19 protein-coding genes and 7 tRNA genes are annotated in these 19,033 nt (G+C 44.9%); 22 read left to right on the forward strand and 4 right to left on the reverse strand.

All coding sequences use genetic code 11. The features are described from left to right. The first annotated feature begins 96 nt into the window (after nucleotides 1–96). The 7 genes from EIZ58_RS27140 to EIZ58_RS27170 all read left to right on the forward strand — a co-directional run bounded on the left by EIZ58_RS27140 (nucleotide 97) and on the right by EIZ58_RS27170 (nucleotide 720). Nucleotides 97–172 (forward strand) — tRNA-Ala (locus EIZ58_RS27140). Nucleotides 173–185: 13 nt separating this feature from the next. Beyond that, nucleotides 186–260 (forward strand) — tRNA-Asn (locus tag EIZ58_RS27145). Between the two features lie 5 nt (nucleotides 261–265). Then, nucleotides 266–356: transfer RNA gene (locus EIZ58_RS27150), tRNA-Ser, on the forward strand. Nucleotides 357–361: 5 nt separating this feature from the next. After that, nucleotides 362–452: transfer RNA gene (locus EIZ58_RS27155), tRNA-Ser, on the forward strand. A 7-nt stretch (nucleotides 453–459) separates the two neighbouring features. After that, nucleotides 460–535, forward strand: a tRNA-Thr gene (locus EIZ58_RS27160). A 31-nt stretch (nucleotides 536–566) separates the two neighbouring features. After that, nucleotides 567–643: transfer RNA gene (locus EIZ58_RS27165), tRNA-Met, on the forward strand. A gap of 3 nt (nucleotides 644–646) precedes the next feature. Further along, nucleotides 647–720 (forward strand) — tRNA-Trp (locus tag EIZ58_RS27170). A gap of 894 nt (nucleotides 721–1,614) precedes the next feature. On the opposite strand, the gene EIZ58_RS27175 is transcribed toward EIZ58_RS27170, so the two are convergent. Beyond that, nucleotides 1,615–1,836 carry a hypothetical protein gene (locus EIZ58_RS27175; RefSeq protein WP_134704123.1) on the reverse strand — a complete coding sequence of 74 codons (222 nt, stop codon included), beginning with the start codon at nucleotides 1,834–1,836 and terminating at the stop codon, nucleotides 1,615–1,617. A gap of 137 nt (nucleotides 1,837–1,973) precedes the next feature. Here EIZ58_RS27175 and EIZ58_RS34605 point away from each other — a divergent pair, with 137 nt between their 5' ends. After that, nucleotides 1,974–4,352 (forward strand): DNA translocase FtsK, encoded by a 2,379-nt coding sequence (locus tag EIZ58_RS34605; protein ID WP_370297820.1) that lies wholly within the window; start codon nucleotides 1,974–1,976, stop codon nucleotides 4,350–4,352. On the opposite strand, the gene EIZ58_RS27185 is transcribed toward EIZ58_RS34605, so the two are convergent. Then, on the reverse strand, nucleotides 4,349–4,807 hold the full coding sequence (locus EIZ58_RS27185) for a L,D-transpeptidase (protein WP_240689434.1): 459 nt from the start codon (nucleotides 4,805–4,807) through the stop codon (nucleotides 4,349–4,351). The two genes, EIZ58_RS34605 and EIZ58_RS27185, sit on opposite strands and share 4 nt — an antisense overlap. An 88-nt stretch (nucleotides 4,808–4,895) precedes the next feature. On the opposite strand from EIZ58_RS27185, the gene EIZ58_RS27190 reads away from it, so the two are divergent. From EIZ58_RS27190 to EIZ58_RS27235, 10 genes are all read left to right on the forward strand, one after another. Beyond that, nucleotides 4,896–5,933, forward strand: a complete 1,038-nt coding sequence (locus EIZ58_RS27190; protein WP_134704126.1) for a TAXI family TRAP transporter solute-binding subunit — start codon at nucleotides 4,896–4,898, stop codon at nucleotides 5,931–5,933. A gap of 51 nt (nucleotides 5,934–5,984) precedes the next feature. Continuing rightward, nucleotides 5,985–6,494, forward strand: coding sequence for a DUF1850 domain-containing protein (locus tag EIZ58_RS27195; protein ID WP_167577998.1), 510 nt, complete (start codon nucleotides 5,985–5,987; stop codon nucleotides 6,492–6,494). Next, complete coding sequence (locus EIZ58_RS27200; protein WP_134704128.1) at nucleotides 6,484–8,439, forward strand: TRAP transporter permease; 1,956 nt, start codon at nucleotides 6,484–6,486, stop codon at nucleotides 8,437–8,439. The genes EIZ58_RS27195 and EIZ58_RS27200 overlap by 11 nt, the downstream gene beginning before the upstream one ends. Before the next feature lie 109 nt (nucleotides 8,440–8,548). Further along, a complete protein-coding gene (gene moaC / locus EIZ58_RS27205) occupies nucleotides 8,549–9,043 on the forward strand; it encodes a cyclic pyranopterin monophosphate synthase MoaC (protein WP_205672368.1) in 495 nt (164 codons plus the stop codon). 3 nt (nucleotides 9,044–9,046) lie between these two features. Continuing rightward, a complete protein-coding gene (locus EIZ58_RS27210; RefSeq protein WP_134704130.1) occupies nucleotides 9,047–9,532 on the forward strand; it encodes a MogA/MoaB family molybdenum cofactor biosynthesis protein in 486 nt (161 codons plus the stop codon). Nucleotides 9,533–9,557: 25 nt separating this feature from the next. Then, entirely contained in the window at nucleotides 9,558–9,932 is a 375-nt protein-coding gene (locus tag EIZ58_RS27215; RefSeq protein ID WP_134704131.1) for a molybdopterin-dependent oxidoreductase, read from the forward strand. Between the two features lie 2 nt (nucleotides 9,933–9,934). Then, nucleotides 9,935–10,666, forward strand: a complete 732-nt coding sequence (locus EIZ58_RS27220) for a (Fe-S)-binding protein (RefSeq protein WP_134704299.1) — start codon at nucleotides 9,935–9,937, stop codon at nucleotides 10,664–10,666. Continuing rightward, nucleotides 10,663–12,069 (forward strand): LutB/LldF family L-lactate oxidation iron-sulfur protein, encoded by a 1,407-nt coding sequence (locus tag EIZ58_RS27225; RefSeq protein ID WP_134704132.1) that lies wholly within the window; start codon nucleotides 10,663–10,665, stop codon nucleotides 12,067–12,069. The genes EIZ58_RS27220 and EIZ58_RS27225 overlap by 4 nt, the downstream gene beginning before the upstream one ends. 5 nt (nucleotides 12,070–12,074) lie before the next feature. Further along, nucleotides 12,075–12,758, forward strand: a complete 684-nt coding sequence (locus EIZ58_RS27230; protein ID WP_134704133.1) for a LutC/YkgG family protein — start codon at nucleotides 12,075–12,077, stop codon at nucleotides 12,756–12,758. A gap of 221 nt (nucleotides 12,759–12,979) precedes the next feature. Then, the gene (locus EIZ58_RS27235) at nucleotides 12,980–13,453 is read left to right on the forward strand and encodes a hypothetical protein (RefSeq protein WP_134704134.1); all 474 of its coding nucleotides are present in this window, start codon (nucleotides 12,980–12,982) and stop codon (nucleotides 13,451–13,453) included. 37 nt (nucleotides 13,454–13,490) lie between these two features. On the opposite strand, the gene EIZ58_RS27240 is transcribed toward EIZ58_RS27235, so the two are convergent. Both EIZ58_RS27240 and EIZ58_RS27245 read right to left on the reverse strand, forming a co-directional pair. Further along, on the reverse strand, nucleotides 13,491–14,336 hold the full coding sequence (locus tag EIZ58_RS27240) for a family 1 encapsulin nanocompartment shell protein (protein ID WP_134704135.1): 846 nt from the start codon (nucleotides 14,334–14,336) through the stop codon (nucleotides 13,491–13,493). A 16-nt stretch (nucleotides 14,337–14,352) separates the two neighbouring features. Continuing rightward, nucleotides 14,353–14,880 carry an IMEF encapsulin system ferritin-like cargo protein gene (locus tag EIZ58_RS27245; protein ID WP_134704136.1) on the reverse strand — a complete coding sequence of 176 codons (528 nt, stop codon included), beginning with the start codon at nucleotides 14,878–14,880 and terminating at the stop codon, nucleotides 14,353–14,355. Between the two features lie 185 nt (nucleotides 14,881–15,065). Here EIZ58_RS27245 and EIZ58_RS33895 point away from each other — a divergent pair, with 185 nt between their 5' ends. The 4 genes from EIZ58_RS33895 to EIZ58_RS27260 all read left to right on the forward strand — a co-directional run bounded on the left by EIZ58_RS33895 (nucleotide 15,066) and on the right by EIZ58_RS27260 (nucleotide 19,027). Continuing rightward, on the forward strand, nucleotides 15,066–15,203 hold the full coding sequence (locus EIZ58_RS33895) for a hypothetical protein (protein WP_167577999.1): 138 nt from the start codon (nucleotides 15,066–15,068) through the stop codon (nucleotides 15,201–15,203). Between the two features lie 87 nt (nucleotides 15,204–15,290). Continuing rightward, nucleotides 15,291–16,112, forward strand: coding sequence for a hydroxyethylthiazole kinase (gene thiM / locus EIZ58_RS27250; RefSeq protein WP_134704137.1), 822 nt, complete (start codon nucleotides 15,291–15,293; stop codon nucleotides 16,110–16,112). A 157-nt stretch (nucleotides 16,113–16,269) separates the two neighbouring features. Further along, a complete protein-coding gene (locus tag EIZ58_RS27255) occupies nucleotides 16,270–16,578 on the forward strand; it encodes a winged helix-turn-helix transcriptional regulator (RefSeq protein WP_134704138.1) in 309 nt (102 codons plus the stop codon). A gap of 127 nt (nucleotides 16,579–16,705) precedes the next feature. Continuing rightward, complete coding sequence (locus EIZ58_RS27260) at nucleotides 16,706–19,027, forward strand: S-layer homology domain-containing protein (protein WP_134704139.1); 2,322 nt, start codon at nucleotides 16,706–16,708, stop codon at nucleotides 19,025–19,027. Nucleotides 19,028–19,033: the final 6 nt, after the last annotated feature.

Below are 19,033 nucleotides of genomic sequence, written 5' to 3' on the forward strand. Positions count from 1 at the left end.
CATGGTTTCTGTTCAGTTTTGGAAGAGCATTCTTCCAAAAATTTAGTATTGAAGAGCTTGTCTCTACATGCTATATTGTTAACTAGTTAGTCTTAAGGGGCATTAGCTCAGCTGGGAGAGCGCTACACTGGCAGTGTAGAGGTCAGCGGTTCGATCCCGCTATGCTCCACCAAATTTCATATTATTCCTCAGTAGCTCAATGGTGGAGCAACCGGCTGTTAACCGGTAGGCTGGCGGTTCGAGTCCGTCCTGAGGAGCCAGAAGTAGAGAGGTGTCCGAGTGGTCGAAGGAGCACGATTGGAAATCGTGTATACGTGATGAGCGTATCGAGGGTTCGAATCCCTTCCTCTCTGCCATATATGGAGAGTTACCCAAGAGGCCGAAGGGGACGGTTTGCTAAACCGTTAGAGTGGGCAACTGCTGCGAGGGTTCGAATCCCTCACTCTCCGCCATCCTTAAGCTCCTGTAGCTCAGTCGGTAGAGCGCATCCATGGTAAGGATGAGGTCGCAGGTTCGATTCCTGTCGGGAGCACCAGGCTCTCGATATGATAGTTTCATAGTTAAATGGCGGTGTAGCTCAGCTGGCTAGAGCGTTCGGTTCATACCCGAAAGGTCGGGGGTTCGATTCCCTCCGCCGCTACCAAATAGGGGCATAGTTTAACGGTAGAACTGAGGTCTCCAAAACCTCCAGCGTGGGTTCGATTCCTACTGCCCCTGCCATTCATACATGAAGAGATAAACCGCTTAGGCGGTTTTTTTGTATGTATCTCTAAGTTTGTACGATGCTCACGAAAATTTGTTTTGCTCACGGAAAGATGGTCGATTCTCACGAAACCGAGCATTTTGCTCCCAAACCGGTAATGATTCCAGGACCTCGCTCACAGATTGGGAGTGATTTTGGTCTACTTTTTCTAAGAGCAATCTAACTTTAGTTTAGAGCCTTCAATCACAAGCTGCTTTTTTAAGTATTTTCTATCATCCCATGCCCGTACCGGGTTCGGGTGCTCACCAAATTTCTGATTTGCTTACATACCTGGAACAGCTCCAAATAACCAGTCCACTTTGATCAAGAAACTAAGGATTTTGCTTCAAAACCGGTAATGATTCCAAGACCTCGCTCAGCTTTTTTGAGATTGGGAGTAATTTTGGTCTACTTGTTCTAAGAGCAATCTAAACTTCGGGTTAGAGTATCTAATTTTTAACCTGCTTTTTTTAGTAATTCCGCTTTTTTTTATGATATTTGTCCGATCCTGGACCCCATTACTGGCGTCCGGGTCCGGATGCTCACAAAATTTTTGATTTACTCACGGAAAAGTGGCGTTTGCTCACGAGTTGGTATCGTTTGTTCACGTACCTGTAACCATTCCAGCTAATCTCGCGGGTTTGGTCACGATACTCGGGGAATTGCTCCCGAACTCGTAATGGATACAATTAAGATGGAGTCACTTGCTTTACTTTTTCTCGGGAAGCGATCGGGCATCCCGGATCACCCTGTGATCAAGCACCAACTTTAATGCCGGGGATTTTCATATAAACTCAGAATGATTCCAGAATTTGGAGCGCCTGAGTTACCGTAAGCCCGCGTTTTGTGCCCTGAACTTGGCAGATCGCTCGTTAGAGGTACCGTAAGCCCGCGTTTCGTGCCCTGACCCTAGCGGATCGATTTATACCTGTATGCTCACCGGTTTCTTCCGTTTGTCCACAAGTAAGTAAGCGATCCTCACCTACTCGAGCGATTTCAGATATCTCCTTAAATAGTGCCTCAATCGTGCATTTTGCTCCCAATCCGATAATCAATCCAACTAGCACTAGCTCCGCCTCTTTCTCAACAAACATTGATACTCCCTTACTCTAGATCCATTTACTTATTTCTTCCTTTATCATGCATTTAGACTTCAACAGGGGATAGAGTCGTGATAAGATAATGAAATGAATGAAATGGATAAGGTTTGCAAAAAAGGATGTGGCTTGATTTGAAGAAGTGGTGGAAGAAAATCTCCGATGCATTCGGATCTAATAATGAAGAACCTGATTTAGAAACAGCACACCATGAGAAAGAACCGATAGCTGAACGTTTCAGGCCCGAGGTTCAGGTCAGAACAAGGACTATCTATCCGAAGGGGGCTCCAGGTGCCTCTCCTTTTCGTTTTCCGATGATTCCGGATGAAGTGAGATTTCAAGAGCCAAGAGTGGCACCAATTCCTTCAACTGCTAGACCAGCACAGCCAGTGCCAGCAGAACCACCTAGGAGAATGGCCGAGCGTAGGCCAGTACAGCACCAGCCGAAGAAAGCTACCGAGCCTAGGCCCGCTCCTGCACAAGCCCCAGCTCCATCGAAAGAGAAGGTATCCTTCAAGCCAACGGTGATCGTGTCTCCTATCTATGGGACTATGAAAACTGAGCAGAGTACCTCAAGGACGATGGATGGCTTTATCCATACGGGTAAAAGAGAGATGCAAGTGGAACCTCCTCAAGCTCCAGATACTCCATCTTTAAGGACGAGCAATGAGCCTGTAACACAGTCTTTGCCTGTAGCTCAGCCTATACCCGTTACGAACTCTAAAAAGGATGAAGTCCCAGAAGTAAAAGTTCTGAAAGTAGAACCACCACAAGCAGAGCCGGTACTGGCTATTACCGAAGTAGAAGTGCAAGCTGTTACTTTCGAGGTGGAGAAAGAAGCTCATACGCCTACTCAACCGTTCAACCCAGTGGTTTCAATCCCTCAGGCACAACCTCAACCTGTTATGATCCCTATGGAAAAAACGATCGTTGAACCAACTGTGATTGAACCGCCTGCGAGTATTCAGGCGATCCCTCAGGCTTTAACGTATTTTAAACAAAATCAAGAAATACCAGTAGAATCTCATCAACCGACTGCCCCGGCTACTTTCTATTCATCGACAGGGGCAAGACCGGTTCCACCTGCAGCTAGTATCACGGAAACCTATCAGTTGCCTCATTTTCACCTTTTACGGAAAGAACCTCCTCAGCAGGGAGATGATGATGGGTTCACGGATGAGCAAATTGAAAAACTCACTGTTGCTCTGGAGAATTTTCATGTTAGTGCCGATGTGATTGGGGTGGTGAAGGGGCCGACGGTGACGCGCTATGAATTACAGCCCGCACCAGGGGTGAAGGTGAATAAGTTCACGAATTTGATTGATGATATTAAGCTGGCTTTGGCAGCTAAAGATATTCGAATGGAAGCACCGATACCGGGACGTTCTGCTATAGGGATTGAAGTTCCTAATGAGAAGGCTGCTCCTGTTTTTATTCGTTCGATACTCGAATCCGAGGAGTTTAGATCGAACCCGTCTCCGTTAGCGGTAGCGTTAGGAAAGGATATTGGTGGAATGCCGATCGTTGGCGACTTGAAGAAAATGCCGCACGGATTGATTGCAGGGTCAACAGGGTCTGGTAAAAGTGTGTGCATCAATTCAATTCTAGTTAGTCTTATGTATAAGGCTAAGCCTTCGGAGGTAAGGCTGATCCTGATTGATCCTAAAGTGGTTGAGTTAGCTCCTTATAATCATATTCCACATCTGCTCACTCCTGTGGTAACAGATCCTAAGCAAGCGACAGCTGCTCTTCGATGGGCCGTGGAGGAGATGGATGGACGATATGAAAAGTTTGCTGATAAAGGCGCAAGAGATATTGAGCGATACAATCAATTGGCTCAGCAAGAGGGGCTAGAGAAGCTTCCTTACATTGTCATTATTATTGATGAGCTTGCGGACCTTATGATGGTGGCACCTGGAGATGTAGAGGAGGCCATCTGTCGCATTGCCCAGAAAGCTAGAGCGTGTGGGATCCATTTGCTTGTAGCTACGCAACGACCTTCCGTTGATGTAATAACCGGTTTGATTAAAGCCAACATCCCTTCTAGAATCGCTTTTGCTGTGTCATCAGGCGCAGATTCCCGTACGATATTGGATATGGGCGGCGCCGAGAGATTGCTTGGGAAGGGGGACATGCTCTATTACCCAAGCGGTATGGCTAAGCCCGTTCGCTTGCAAGGGAACTTTGTATCGGATGATGAGATTGAATCCATTGTCGATCATGTTAAAAAGCAGCAGAAGGTCCAGTACGTCTTTGATAAAGAAGAGCTGTCCCGAGCTGTACATTCCAGTTCAGACAATGAGGACGAGTTATTTGAAGACGCGCTTTTGTTTGTCGTGGAACAAGGGCAAGCTTCAGCGTCCTCGCTACAGCGAAGATTCCGTATTGGATATAACCGAGCTGCGCGATTAATTGATATGATGGAAGCAGAAGGGTTTATTTCTGGACAGTCCGGAAGTAAGGCCAGGGAAGTTTTGATCACAGAAGAAGATTACAGAAACATGTTTGGCTAAGGTATGATGCGCACTTTGGTTCTTAGCGGGATGTGGCGGAAAAGCCATTCAACATCCCTGTTTCTCATCCGGATACAACCCTGGCTAGCATATCGACCGATGGAACTCGGGTCATTCGTTCCATGAATACCATACTTATACCCATTGGTACCGGGGACATCAATCCCCAGCCAGCGAGTGCCAATCGGATTGCTTGGGTCTCCCCCTGGTATATTCTTAGGAATATACCAGGGATTTTTTACTTTCCGGATAATCTCAAACTCGCCGATAGGGGTGGCTGCCTCGGACTTTCCAGTCGCGACTGGAAAATCGTAAACAGGGACTTCGTTTAGGATCACGGTTAATTTATTCAATGATTTATCAATAACAATGTAAACGCCTTCTTCCTGTGCGTATGAGGGAGAATACACCAGAATAGACAATGTTAAAGCAAGAAAACAAGCAAACCAGCGCAATTTTTTACCACCTCGACATTTGATAAAAGAGCCAAATTATAGTAAAATCTCTAACGAAATATAAAAATTTTTCAAAGGGGGTAAAGTTATGAAGAAAAAGAGTATGTTTTCCATGTTAGTATTAACTCTTGTCTTCGCATTATTTGCAGTAGCTTGTGGCGGAGGTAACCAAGCCCAACCGCAACAGCCTGCAGAACAGCCTGCTGAGCAACCGGCTCAACCTGAAGCACCAAAAGGCGAAACGCCAGATTCCATTATCATTGCTACAGGTGGGACATCTGGTACTTATTATCCACTTGGTGGAGGTATGGCTCAAATCTTTACCGACAAAGCTGGCGTTAACTCTTCTGCACAAAGTACAGGTGCTTCCGTAGAGAACATGCGTTTAATTAAGGACGGACAAGTAGATCTTGCCTTTACTCAAGGCGATATTGCTGATTATGCTTCTAAAGGTACAGTCATGTTTACAGAAGGTGGCAAGATCGAGAATCTAGCGGCTATTGCCTCTCTTTATAACGAGACCGTACAAATTATCGTAGCAAAAGATAGTGCCATTAAGTCTGTTGAAGACCTTAAAGGCAAGCGCGTTTCTGTAGGAGCTCCTGGTAGTGGTACAGAAGCTAATGCTCAACAAGTGCTTGAAGCCTACGGCCTAACCTTTGATGATTTAGGTAAAGCTGATCGTTTAGCTTTTGGAGAGTCTTCTAGCTTTATTCAAGATGGAACACTAGATGCAGCGTTTGTAACAGCAGGTACTCCTACTGCAGCGGTTAATGAATTAGCAGCAACAAAAGGTGTTCGTGTAATCAACATTGACGATACACATCTTGCTCAGATCATTGAGAAGTATCCATACTACGCTGAACAAACCATTCCTGCTGGTACTTATCCAGGATTTGATGAAGAGGTTAAAACAGTAGCGGTTAAAGCACAGTTGGTTGTTCGAGCTGAATTGGATGATACACTTGTGTACAACATGACGAAGGCCCTATTCGAGAACTTAGACCAAATGAAAACGGTCCACGCTAAGGCTGGAGAGATTGACTTGGCTAAAGCTCTAGAAGGTGTTAGCTTAGAAGTTCACCCAGGTGCTGCGAAGTATTTTGAAGAAAAAGGCGTAAAATAAGATCAGTGAGGTAGGGAGGTGTATTTTGACCTCCCTTCTGCTATTATCCATATGAAAATAAAGGTTGCATTCACCATTCTATTCCCTTTGCTCATCTTATTTCTCGCTTGGCCCACTCAGCTCGCTCTGACGATTACAGACGGAAAAAGCGGCCAGCAAAGATTCGCAGTCCCTATGGAATTGGAAGATTCTTTTGGTATAGAATTTGTTCATTCCATCCATAAAACGCCGGTTATCGAAGAATACTATATAGATGAACAATTAGATATTGTCTTGGATCAAGTAATTTACGAATCCTATGGCGTAGGCATGCCTTCTACTATAGAGCCGGGTCAGACTTATAAGCAGGAAAATGGAAAATATATTATAAGCAATATTCAAAGACGCCTAAAGTTTATTGATTTGGCGATTGGTCAAATGGTGGCCAACCACCAATTAAAAATACACAACCGTAAGGTCCCTTTTTCACAAATTAATCCTCCGGGGAGCTGGGTCCGTATACAAGTAAAAAATGTATCCCTTTTAACGATATGGAAAGGTGAATGGGAATATGGAAAATGACAAAAAGGCTCTTGCGGACACAGCTATGTCTGACGAGCAAGTCAAAGAAATGCTTTCAAAATATGATAAAGAATCTTCTTACAGGGATCTTAAAGGGGCGATGGGATGGGTTGTGACCATCTTGGCTATCACGTTCTCCCTTTATCAGCTGTACATATCTATCTTTCCTCCTCCGCCGGCTCAAGTTCACCGCTCCATACACTTGGCTTTTGCGTTGGGGCTTATCTATCTGTTATATCCCGCAACAAAAAAAGGGACGCGAAAAAAGGTTCCCATACTTGACGGGATTCTCGCTGTTCTTGCGATCTATGCCAGCTTATATTGGTATTTTAACTTTGATCAGCTAATTACCCGAATTGGTGCCTTTAATCAACAAGACTATATCTTCGGTGGGATCGTCATCCTCTTGGTGTTAGAAGCTACTCGCAGAGTAGTAGGGATTCCGATCGTAGTGATCGCAACGATCTTTCTCTTGTATGCTCTTTATGGGAACCATTTACCCGGCTTCTTAACCCACCGAGGAGTTTCTATCGAACGTTTAATCGGTCACATGTATTTTACGTTAGAAGGGATCTTGGGAACTCCACTAAGCGTATCAGCAACCTTCATCTTCCTCTTCCTGTTGTTTGGGGCTTTTTTAGAGAAGACCGGAGTTGGTGCCTATTTTAATGAATTGGCCATGGCCGTAGCGGGAAGAAGGGTAGGGGGACCGGCTAAGGTTGCCATCTTTTCAAGCGCCCTACAGGGGACCATAAGCGGAAGCTCCGTGGCTAACGTCGTAACCTCAGGCTCCTTTACGATACCGATGATGAAGCGGCTGGGCTATCGTAAAGAGTTTGCCGGTGGGGTAGAGGCAGCATCTTCCACCGGTGGACAATTAATGCCTCCAATCATGGGTGCCGCTGCGTTTTTAATGGCTGAATTCACGAATACCCCATACTGGGACATCGCCAAAGCAGCGGCCATTCCAGCGATCCTATATTTCACTGGGATTTGGATCATGGTTCACTTTGAGGCCAAGCGAATTGGGCTTCGTGGCTTAGCCAAAGAAGAGATGCCGGATAAGAAAGAGGTTTTGAGACGATCCTACCTCTTATTGCCCATCCTAGCTATCATCGGGTTCTTAATGGCAGGTGTTTCGCCAACTAGAGCAGCATTATATGGAATTTTAACAACAATTATTGTAGGGGCTTTCCGTAAGGAAACGAGAATGTCTCCTCGCGATATCCTTCAGGCCTTAGAAAATGGAGCAAGAGCAGCGCTTGGGGTTGCTGCAGCTACAGCCACAGCTGGTATGATCGTAGGAGTGGTGACCTTAACAGGAGTAGGCTTAAAGTTTGCCAATGGATTGTTATCCTTCTCTGGTGGAATCGTATTGTTGACCTTGTTCTTCACCATGATTGCCTCTATCATTCTCGGGATGGGTACGCCAACAACTGCAAACTATATCATCACTTCTACCATAGCAGCTCCAGCCATTATCGCTTTGGGTGCCCCAACTTTGTCTGCACACATGTTTACGTTTTACTTTGGGATCGTGGCAGACATTACGCCGCCCGTGTGTCTAGCTGCCTTTGCCGCTGCAGGGATAGCCAAATCAAGTCCCATGCGAACGGGACTCAATTCAACTAAGCTGGCGATTGCCGCCTTTATTATCCCGTACATTTTTGTCCTATCCCCTGAGCTCCTTCTTATCGATACAACAATAGGCGAATCTCTATTTGTTATCATGACGGCCACAGTCGGTATGTTGGGAATCAGCGCAGGATTAATCGGATATTGGATGGATCATATGAAGGTATGGGAAAGAATTTGGGCGATTTCTGCTGGACTTTGCTTGATTGTACCGGGACTATGGACGGACACATATGGCCTAGGCTCTTTGGCTCTAATATTTGCCTTGCAGGTCATGAATTCAAGAAAGAAGAAAATGGCTGTACAATAAGAATGGATTCAAAGCACTGTAATATTTTACAGTGCTTTTTTCTTTTTCTATAACAAATCAATGGTATAATGACTATTATTCAATTATTTAGATTTATCGGCATGGGGGAATGAGTATGGATGATAAATTAACACATTTTAATGAGCAACAACGAGCCAAGATGGTAGATGTATCGGACAAGCAAGAAACAGTAAGAGAAGCGGTAGCTGTAAGCCGTGTGGTAATGAATCCGGACACTATGCGCAGGGTTAAGGAAGGGAAGATCGGAAAAGGCGATGTGCTCGCTGTAGCTCAAGTGGCTGGCATTATGGCTGCAAAGAAAACAGCCGAGATTATTCCCATGTGTCACCCGATTCCTCTTAACGGCGTGAATATCCAATTCGACGATACATCGGATAATACCATTCATATCGAGGTCACGGTGAAAACCAAAGGAGTTACAGGAGTGGAGATGGAAGCTCTAACAGCTGCAAGTGCCACAGCATTAACCATCTATGATATGTGCAAGGCCATGGACAAAGGAATGATTCTAGGACCTACCTATCTGATGACCAAGACAGGCGGGAAAAGTGGAGACTATGCACGCCATTCCGAGGAGGGATAATCCATGGCACGGTGGAAAGTGGGCGTTTTGACTGCAAGTGATAAGGGGAGTGTAGGGGAACGAGAGGATAAGAGCGGGGAACTGCTAAAAGAACTAGTGAGAAGGATTGACGGCGAAGTAACGGAATACCAGGTGATTCCGGATGATCAATCTACGATTGAGGAACATCTCATCTTATTTGCTGATATGAAACGTTGTGACCTTATTCTCACTACCGGTGGGACAGGGTTCTCCCCTCGTGACGTCACGCCTGAAGCCACGAAGGCGGTTATTCATCGAGAAGTGCCGGGGTTACCGGAAAGGATGAGAGCGGCGACCTTGGCTAATACCAAATTTGCTGTATTATCAAGAGCAATGGCAGGGCTTCGGGGGAAAACCCTCATTATTAATTTTCCCGGAAGTCCAAAAGGTGTTAAGGAATGCTTCGAGGTGATCGAGGAGGTTCTCCCTCACGCCTTGCAGATCTTGATCGGCAACACCGAACATTAACAAACAAAGAAAGAGGAGAGGAAACATGGAGTGGAAGATAACCATCATCGATTTAGAGCAGCAGAACTATACTCTTAGCTTCGAACAAATGGAAGCTTGGAAGAATTCTGCCATTCCTGTAGAGGACGTTGTTCCGGGTAAACAGGCAGAGGCCGTATATCTGGCTAAGATATTCAATGAACTACAGATTTCTACCGACTTTGTGCAAGCTAAAGTGGAAGCAGCAGATGGATTCGTACAGCAGGTGGAGAGTGCAGATTTAACAACGGCTTTTCTCGTGTTTAAACAAAAAGGAGAGGCATTAGCGAAAGGATTTCCTGCTCGCTTGTTTGTTCCTTCTGCCGCAGATTGCTTAAACGTCAAGTCCGTTGTTCAAATTCAGCTTTTGGGAGCGTGTTGATGATGAAAGTCTCCTTATTTATCACCTGTTTAGCAGACGTGTTTTATCCACAAGTGGGAAAAAGTGTGGTAGAAGTTTTGAGGCAGTATGGAGTGGAAGTGGACTTTCCTGTCGATCAAACCTGCTGCGGCCAACCTGCTTTCAATAGCGGCTACCATGCAGAAGCCAAGGAAGCAGCCAAGCAGCTCATTCAAGCGTTTGAACAGAGTGAGAGGGTCGTGACCCCTTCCGGTTCGTGTGCCTCTATGATTCGGCACTACTACCCGGAGCTATTTAAGCAAGATGAAGCATGGCTGCAGCGAGCGGAGAACCTCGCTGATAAGACTTATGAGTTTTCCGAGTTTATGGTTCAAGTTCTAAATGTTAAGCTAGACGATCTCTATCTTCCGGCAAAAGCAACTTATCATCAATCCTGTCATATGAGCAGAGGATTGGGAGTGAAAGAAGAACCCCACCTGCTTCTCGCCCAAGTCCAGGGACTCGAGGTAAAGGAGCTGCCGTACTGTAATGACTGCTGTGGGTTTGGTGGTACGTTCGCTGCAAAGATGAGTGATATCTCAGAGAAAATGGTAGATGAGAAAGTAAAACATATTGAGTCAACAGGTGCGGACGTTTTAATTGGTTCAGACCTTGGTTGTTTAATGAATATTGGCGGAAGACTGAGCCGAACCGGGAAACCGATTTCCGTTATGCATGTTGCAGAAGTGTTGGCCAAGGGAGGTGTGAAGAAATGAGTGCTCATCCTTTATCTTTTGATCAGCGTGTGGAAAAAGCCATTGATGATCCGGTCTTGAAAAAAGCCGTGCCTTTTGCCCAGGATCGCCTCCGCGGAGGTCGCAATACCGCTGTTGAACAGCTAGGGAATGTAGAGGAATGGAGAGAAAGAGCCTCTGCTATTCGCAGTCATACGATCGAAAACTTAGACAGTTATTTGGAGCAGCTGGCAAATAACGTTCGCAAAAATGGAGGACATGTTCATTTCGCTGAGACCGCTGAAGATGCGATTGATGTCGTGACTCGAATTGCAAAAGAGAAAAACGCGAAGTCCATCATCAAATCGAAATCCATGGTATCTGAGGAAATTCATTTGAACAAGCATCTGGAAGAGATGGGCATTAAGGTGATTGAATCCGATCTAGGCGAATATATCATTCAGTTGGCAGACGAGACCCCTTCTCACATTATCGCACCTGCTATTCATAAGACGAGAAAAGAGATTGCCGAATTATTTTCTAAGGAAGCGGGAAGAAAGCTATCGGAAGACACAACGGAGCTCTGTCAATTCGCGCGTGAAACCTTGCGAGAGGAGTTTTTGCAAGCGGATATTGGCATATCGGGCTGTAACTTTGCAGTCGCCGAATCTGGATCCGTGGTTTTGGTCAGTAACGAGGGTAATGCCCGATTAACAACAACCTTACCCAAAGTTCACATTGCGATTATGGGAATGGAACGTCTAGTTCCCACCTGGGAAGAGTTGGACGTCGTGGTTTCCATGCTAACACGCAGTGCGACGGGCCAAAAAATTAGTGTTTATGTGACGGCTATCAACTCTGCCCGGCAGCTGGAGGATCTAGATGGGCCAGAGGAATTCCACTTAGTCATTCTAGACAACGGTCGATCGGATAGTCTAGGAACAGCCTATCAGGAAGTCCTGAAATGCATCCGCTGCAGCGCTTGTTTGAATGTTTGCCCGGTATACAGACATATTGGCGGGCACGCGTATGGTGGAGTGTACAGCGGACCAATAGGCGCAGTCCTTACTCCCTTATTAGAAGGCTATGATCAGTGGGAGGAGCTTCCGTATGCATCAAGCTTGTGTGGGGCCTGTACGGAGGTTTGCCCGGTTAAGATTCCTCTCCATGATCTATTAATAGAACATCGTAAGGATCAGGTGGAAGCAGGAAGACCGCCACTTAGTGAGAAGCTGGCATTCAAGGGTTTTGCTTTTGCTACCAGTCGACCATCCGTTTATGACTTCGCCATAAGTATGGCGCATAAAGGAACAGGGTTTATTGCCAAGGACGGCCTCATTACTCAAGGACCAGGAATGGTGAAGGGATGGACGGACGTTCGAGATCTTCCTCAACCAGCCAAGCAATCTTTCCGCGATTGGTGGAAGAAGGAAGGAAAGGAGTAGTTAAGATGGTACAACAAGAGGCCTTTCTGAATAAATTAGCAAAGAAATTGGGACGAGAACGGAAATCCGGGGTTACACCTCCTCACTGGGAAAGCCAGCCTTATAGTGGAATGTATGAAGATAAGACCAAAGAAGAATTGATCCAGCTCTTTATCCAGAATCTTAATACCTTAAATACAGAGGTTGACCGAGTAAATCGGGAGGAATTTGGGGCGGTACTAGAAAGAGTGATTCAAAAGTTTAACGTGAAGTCTAGTGTCCTGTGGGATGACGAAAGGTTGCATGGCCTCCAGATTCCGTCTACCTTCAACTCAAAGGGAATAGAGCATCTGGTTTGGAATTCATCCACCTCAGAGGCTATCTTGCGAGAAACGGCTGCAAGAGTGGATCTAGGAGTCACCTATGCGGACATGGGTTTGGCTGAAACGGGATCGGTGGTTTTGTTCAATGGAGGAGGAAAGGGAAGACCCGTGAGCTTGCTCCCTCCTGTCTACCTTTGCATTCTATCTGAAGACAGCATTGTTCCCCGGCTTACCCAGGCGATGAAAAGAATTCAGCAGCAGATGCCACAGGGATTGCCTGCGTGCATTAACTTTATTACCGGGCCTAGTCGAACGGGAGATATCGAGATGGACCTGGCTCTAGGGGTGCATGGACCAGGAAAGGTACATGTGGTTTTACTTAAGTAAGCACGGAAGTTTACAAGATCCGATATATCGGGTCTTTTTTTTGTTTTGATTTCCCCTCAACTGTCCATACTACGGGTAGTAGCAGCGAAATTTAGAAAAAAGAATTAAAAATCATTCTCAACTCTATTGACGAACTAGATGGTTAGCGTGTAAAATGATAGTGAGAATTGGTATCATTGATAACGACTTTAATTCTCACTTCTAATGAGGGGGACATAAGGATGTTATACCAGGTTAATGGTTTAAAGGATATTCATACGGTATTAACGAATGAAAGAAAGCTTGGAGGAGCTGTAGAAGCAGAATCCATTCGTCTACGTTCCGGCGAGGAATTTCGAAACATTGTTGTCACCCATATGGATATGGCTGGCTCCATTATCTACTCCGTTTCCTTCGTAACCGAAGAAGGTAAGAGATACATTATTCATGTCAATGATATCAGCTTAATTTCTCAACCCACCCACAAGCACATTAAGAGCGTGAATAACGCCTTTTATAAGCAATTTAAAACGGATGAAAAGATTAAGTATTTGTCTAAGCTCTGTCAATTGAATGAAGGCGGGTTTACAGCACCGGTTCTTAAAGAAGTCATGGCGATCGTTGAAGATATAGGAACAGAAGCGGCGAAGCAGCATGTAGATATGGATTTAGTAAGCGATACGAAAGTCGTGAAAATGGAAAAGCGAGTATCCTAAAGGTTAAAAAAGACCATCAGCCGATGGTCTTTTTGTTTTACTCGTGATCTTCTAAAGTGCAAATGGCGCTAGGGCGCTTAATTCTTAAGGCAACGCATTCATATACACGGAACAAGTGGTTCATGTGCTCATCACCTAGAAAAGCGGAGTCAAAGTCTTCTGCGATCGCTAAATCGAGATTATGTTGTCCTGTAGCCACCAGAACGCCTGCATTCCCTTTAATCACAGGGGTTTGGAACACACCGTCCGTCACCAATTCACGAATATGCTCAATTTCTAGCACATTCGTGCCAGGATGAACGCGATGAAGTAAAGCGTAAAGCTGAGGTGAAACAGCCAGGGCATAAGGCCCCGTATGGCCCATCTGCAACAGCTTATTGATGGCTTCCACAATATCGGCAAATGCTTTACCGGACTCCATCCAGTCACTGCGAATATGGGTAAGACGTCCTTTTACATTCATGAGCCCTGGCAAATCAAACTCCTCGGATCCATTGAAGATCAGATCATCCTCTAGTCGAGCGCACTGGATGGCTGCATTCGCCGCGGGGCCCATATCAATAGGCATGTCTAGGGTCTTGGCTTGCTGGAGATCTCTCCAATAGAGCATGAAGTCCTTGTATAGGATCGGAATGGTCAAATTCACACGCTTGATGGAAGTGGATAGAGAAAGCGTATCTCCTCTTAGACTAAGTCCACCCCCTTGGGATTCGGCATAGATATCATTTGTAACACTCTGTACTCCTTCGCCAAGTGGGCCATAGATATCAATGAATCGTCTCCCAACCAGTTGTTTTCTAGCTACGTTAACGATGGTTTCGTCTAACTGCGCCCATTCATTGGCACCCAGTGGGGAGTCCGGAAATCGATTATGTTTCGTCATGTTTAGTTCTCCTCCTCTATTTCATTTTTAAGCTGCCAACGGTCAGCTTCTTGCCTTGTTTTCTCTCAGATGGTGCTGATCCTGACCCAACTGCTAAATCCGTGAATACTTGGACTGGAGAAACATCTTCAATTCGATTGTTTAACTCTGTCATCAGTTCCTTAACCCTCAGGTAATCAGCTTGAGTTCTTTCTCTTGTGGTCTTTAGAAGTTCTTGTCTTTCTTCATCTTTAAACTCAAACATGGCCAAATCGAGATGTTCCCGGAAGTTGTGAAGGCCAAATTTTTCGAGATTGAGCTCTTGCAGTACCTGCACGAGCTGGCGATGGCTTAGATCTTCATCGAGGGATAGCTTAAGCATGGGTAAAAGCACCCCAAGGCGCTCTAGTCGCTGCTCTTCCTCTTCCAGGATATGATGAAAATAGAGACGTTCGTGTTCGTCCTTTGCATGATCCACGACGGGTTGAAGCATACTATTGAACATTTCAATGTCTTCTTTCGTCCGGTTGAAAATCGTAAATAGTTCGGAAAATGCCTGGTTCATATTTATCCCTCCTTATAATCGCGATTTCTAAGTCAAAACCTTATGTATGAGGACAGATTTAGTATGTACTCTAATCCCTTTAATCATCAATTATAGCATAAAAGCCGAAAGTACAAGGGTGAAACATAAGGGCAACGCTCTTAGGGGTAAACTATGTGTGAAGTATCAAAAAGGAGTTGTTACCTATGGATAAGTTCAATCACTTAGACGAAGTTCCCTTAGCAGACCTGACTGAGCAACAATTACAGATCTTACAAGAAGCAGAAAGTAATTTGAATGAAGAAGCCGAAGATGTGTATCTGATTGCGTTTCGCAAGAAGTAGAAAAAGCGAGCGACTCCGCTCGCTTTTTTCATTTCCTTGCCCTTAAGGAAATTTTCACATACAATTCCTTCAAGGAGGGGACTGTTAATGTTATATTCAAATGTAGAATTGGCACAAAAGCTGGATAAAGTTCGGAATGAAAATCCACTTGTACATAATATGACGAACGTTGTGGTTACTAATTTTACGGCAAATGGCTTGCTTGCCCTTGGAGCTTCTCCAGTCATGGCTTATGCGAAGGAAGAAGTTGCAGATATGGCAAAGATTGCTGGTGCCCTTGTTTTAAATACCGGTACGTTAAATGAAACTCAAATTGAAGCGATGATCATTGCTGGAAAATCAGCCAACGCAAACGGCGTTCCTGTTATCTATGACCCGGTTGGGGCAGGAGCGACTGGATATCGGACGGAAGCCGCTCAAAGAATTTTAAAAGAGGTACGGGTAAGCCTTATCCGCGGCAACGCGGGAGAGATCGCGAATGTGATCGGGGAGAATTGGAGCATGAAAGGTGTAGACGCCGGCCAGGGAGCAGGAAGTATGGTCGTTTTAGCCGAGAAGGCAGCCCGTTTGCTTTCCTGTCTTGTGGCCATTACAGGAAAAGAGGATATAGTTTCAGATGGAGCAACAACGGTGCTGGTTAAGAACGGGCATCCTATTCTGACGAAAGTAACCGGGACAGGGTGTTTGCTTACTTCGGTAATTGGTGCTTTCGCTGCGGTGGAAAAGAATGTGATGGAAGCAGCGATTGCTGCCCTTGCCTTTTATGGTGTCGCTGCTGAGCAAGCGGTCGGGCTTGTTGGGGCTAATCGGCCAGGCAGTTTTCAGGAGGAGTTTATAAATCAGCTCTCTCAAGTCACAGCCAATCAAGTGAGTGAGTTGGCATTAGTAGAAAGGGTCTCAAAAAAGTAACACGAGTACTAAAGGGCGTATCTATGGGTATGCCCTTTTACTGTGTTAAACAATTACCTTTAGCCAGTTGGAAAGAAGTTTTTTTCACTTACTTTTTACAATCTGTTCAATTTCAAGTATACTCTAAGTAAGAACATAGAGTGCAGGGGGGCTTACTATGAATTACTCGTCTATGTGCCCACGGTATGAAGCTGCCATGGAGATTCTAGGTAAGAAGTGGACAGGTCTTATCATTCGTGTACTGCTAGGTGGACCACGAAGATTTAAGGATATTAAAGAACAGATTCCCGAGATGAGCGATCGTGTTCTTTCCGAGAGAATGAAGGAGCTAGAGGACGCTCAGATCCTAACCCGAAAGGTGTACCCGGAGACTCCGGTTCGAATTGAATACGAGCTGACACCTAAGGGAAGGAGCTTGGAACCCGTAATCCAAGCGATTCAGTATTGGGGAGAGCATTGGATGTAGAGCACAATCTTACAAGAGGTTGTGCTTTTTTCTTTTTTCTTTTTTTCTCGACACCCAAAAAAATACAAACCTTAGCGAAGCATATGGTAACAAATAGAAAAGGCGCAATGCCCTAGGAGGAGTACATATGAATAAGTGGACACAAAAAATTCTTCCTGCTTTACTAGCAGGTACGTTAACGTTCAGTATGGCTGGAGCCATTGAGGCGAAAGAAAACAACGGTAATGGCAATAATGGAAAAGCTTTAGGAAAAGCAAATCAACAAGTTAAAGCGGCCAAGCAACTTAAGTTGAAGGATATTGATAATCACTGGGCAAAGCGAACTCTAGAACTTATGACAGCTCTGGAAATCGTCAAGGGATATGACGATAACACCTTCAGACCGCAAAACAACGTGACCCAAGCTGAAGCCATTGTGATGGTGGTTCGTCTATTAGGGTTAGAATCCTCTTCTTCCAGCAGCTTGTCTAACGTTCCAGTTTGGGCCCAAGATAGTGTACAGGCAGCCATCAAGAATGGGATAGTCACCCGTGCCGAAATTTCTCAACCGAATAAGCCAGCTACACGCTTGTTTGTTACGAAATTGTTAGTCAATGCTCTAGGCGCACAATTGAACCAAGATGATAAAGCTGGATTATTTTTTAAAGATGTAGCGAATTTAACGAGAGAAGACCAGTCCTATCTTGTTTATGCCATTCTTAATTCTTTAGTTGTCGGGTATGGGGACAAGACCTTCCAGCCTAATAAGCCCGTAACTCGTGCAGAAATGGCGGTCTTTATTGAAAGATTAAAGACCAACAAAGAGAAGCAAGGGACAAAAATTGGAAATTCCGTTGAGGCGACCATCTCTTCTATCAGCGGTGATAGCGTAACCGTTACCCAAAATGGCCGAAATGTAACTTATACCGCCGATGATGATGTGATCGTTTACGTAGATAAAAAATTGGCGTCCTGGAGCACTCTCAAGGCGGGCATGAAAGTATATCTTGTTTTACAAGCCGATGGAGAAATTGGATTTATTGATGCGTTTACGAGCGAGCAAGTAGACCAGCCTGAGCAAGGGATCATGCAAGCGGTTAAAGACTTTAATGTAGAGTTGCGAAGTGGCGATAAGAAGCTTGAATTTAAGTATCAACAGAAGTCTAGCGGATATGATGCCAAGATTGAGGTCACCTCTGGTTCTAAAAAGGTAGAGAGCAAAGGGTATGCCGCTATGGTTGAAATGAAAGAGCTACTTGAAGCCTCTGGTGTAAAAGCATCGGGCCAAGATTTTAACCTAACCAAATTTGTTCAAAAGGCTGCCCAAGTTTATAAACTTGAAGATCAAGTGAATGTCGAATTAAAGTTGTCCATTGGAGATGCATCCTATAACGTTAAAGAGAGAGTAAATCTATCAACGGACACTAGCGTCAATTGGGGAAGCCTAGACAAAGTTTCCGAGTTTTCATTGGATGTGGTAACTTCCGATGAAAACGTGAAGTTATTCTTTGAGAAAACTGGAACCAACTCGTATAATGCCTGGGTGGAAAATAAAGTCGGATCCCAAACGGTAAAGCAAACCGGGTCTCAAGCACTCGACACCATCAAATCTATTATGACAGCTGCAAGAGTGAACGAATCTATTGATCTGGATAAAGCGGTGGCCAAGGTCGATGCCCTATATGACTTAAGCGGAACAGCAACGGTGAAAGGCAGCCTATCATTTAATGGAACCCATTACAGTATTGATAAGGAAGTAAATCTTTCTCCAGAAGTAGCTTGGGGGACTTTAGCTCAAGTAGCCCAGTTCCAAATCAATGTCGTTACACCAGATGAAACGGTGAAGGTTTACTTCAAGAAGGATTCCGCTACCACCTATACAGCATGGGTGGAAAATATCGTAGGCTCAAAGACAACGAAGAAAACGGGCACGGAAGCCTTTAGAGAAATTCAAAGCATTGTGGGAGCAGCCAACGCGACAAATACCCTTCAGTTAGAGAAAGCAGTGGCGAAAATTGATGACCTCTACGATTTAAGTGGCGTAGCAGATGTTAGCGGGGAACTAGTCATGGGTGGAACCACTTACTCTGTGGATAAAAAAATCAATGTTTCTCCTGAAGATGAAGTGCTAGGCAGCTTAAAAGCGGTTCAGGAGTTCACGTTTAGTTTTGAATCCCGAGCCAAAACCGTTCGTCATAGCTTCAAACAAACCAATGCCGGGTATGAAGCTCAAATTGAAGTAACGGAAAATGGAATCAAAAGGACAACAACCGGACAGACATTATTACCTGAATTCCAAAAACTAAAAGAACTGGTCACCCTGTCTGATCAATCCATTGATCTAAATCGTGCTATCGATTGGGTAGACGAGAAGTATGAACTGACTGGAAACACTAAAATTACAGGGTATCTTAAAGTGAATAACTCGGCTTATTCTCTAGATAAAACGATGGATTTGAGTGATAAGTAAAACAAC

The organism is Ammoniphilus sp. YIM 78166 (assembly GCF_004522215.1).
GTDB lineage: Bacteria > Bacillota > Bacilli > Aneurinibacillales > RAOX-1 > YIM-78166.

Excerpts from the sequence above, each read along its gene's own strand:
- thiM (WP_134704137.1), top strand. The coding sequence starts at position 15,291 with ATGTTATATTCAAATGTAGAATTGGCACAAAAGCTGGATAAAGTTCGG.
- EIZ58_RS33895 (WP_167577999.1), top strand. The coding sequence starts at position 15,066 with ATGGATAAGTTCAATCACTTAGACGAAGTTCCCTTAGCAGACCTGACT.
- moaC (WP_205672368.1), top strand. The coding sequence starts at position 8,549 with ATGAGTATGGATGATAAATTAACACATTTTAATGAGCAACAACGAGCC.
- EIZ58_RS27240 (WP_134704135.1), bottom strand. The coding sequence starts at position 14,336 with ATGACGAAACATAATCGATTTCCGGACTCCCCACTGGGTGCCAATGAA.
- EIZ58_RS27255 (WP_134704138.1), top strand. The coding sequence starts at position 16,270 with ATGAATTACTCGTCTATGTGCCCACGGTATGAAGCTGCCATGGAGATT.
- EIZ58_RS27230 (WP_134704133.1), top strand. The coding sequence starts at position 12,075 with ATGGTACAACAAGAGGCCTTTCTGAATAAATTAGCAAAGAAATTGGGA.
- EIZ58_RS27235 (WP_134704134.1), top strand. The coding sequence starts at position 12,980 with ATGTTATACCAGGTTAATGGTTTAAAGGATATTCATACGGTATTAACG.
- EIZ58_RS27260 (WP_134704139.1), top strand. The coding sequence starts at position 16,706 with ATGAATAAGTGGACACAAAAAATTCTTCCTGCTTTACTAGCAGGTACG.
- EIZ58_RS27225 (WP_134704132.1), top strand. The coding sequence starts at position 10,663 with ATGAGTGCTCATCCTTTATCTTTTGATCAGCGTGTGGAAAAAGCCATT.
- EIZ58_RS27175 (WP_134704123.1), bottom strand. The coding sequence starts at position 1,836 with ATGTTTGTTGAGAAAGAGGCGGAGCTAGTGCTAGTTGGATTGATTATC.
- EIZ58_RS27190 (WP_134704126.1), top strand. The coding sequence starts at position 4,896 with ATGAAGAAAAAGAGTATGTTTTCCATGTTAGTATTAACTCTTGTCTTC.
- EIZ58_RS27215 (WP_134704131.1), top strand. The coding sequence starts at position 9,558 with ATGGAGTGGAAGATAACCATCATCGATTTAGAGCAGCAGAACTATACT.
- EIZ58_RS27220 (WP_134704299.1), top strand. The coding sequence starts at position 9,935 with ATGAAAGTCTCCTTATTTATCACCTGTTTAGCAGACGTGTTTTATCCA.
- EIZ58_RS27210 (WP_134704130.1), top strand. The coding sequence starts at position 9,047 with ATGGCACGGTGGAAAGTGGGCGTTTTGACTGCAAGTGATAAGGGGAGT.
- EIZ58_RS27200 (WP_134704128.1), top strand. The coding sequence starts at position 6,484 with ATGGAAAATGACAAAAAGGCTCTTGCGGACACAGCTATGTCTGACGAG.
- EIZ58_RS27245 (WP_134704136.1), bottom strand. The coding sequence starts at position 14,880 with ATGAACCAGGCATTTTCCGAACTATTTACGATTTTCAACCGGACGAAA.
- EIZ58_RS27195 (WP_167577998.1), top strand. The coding sequence starts at position 5,985 with ATGAAAATAAAGGTTGCATTCACCATTCTATTCCCTTTGCTCATCTTA.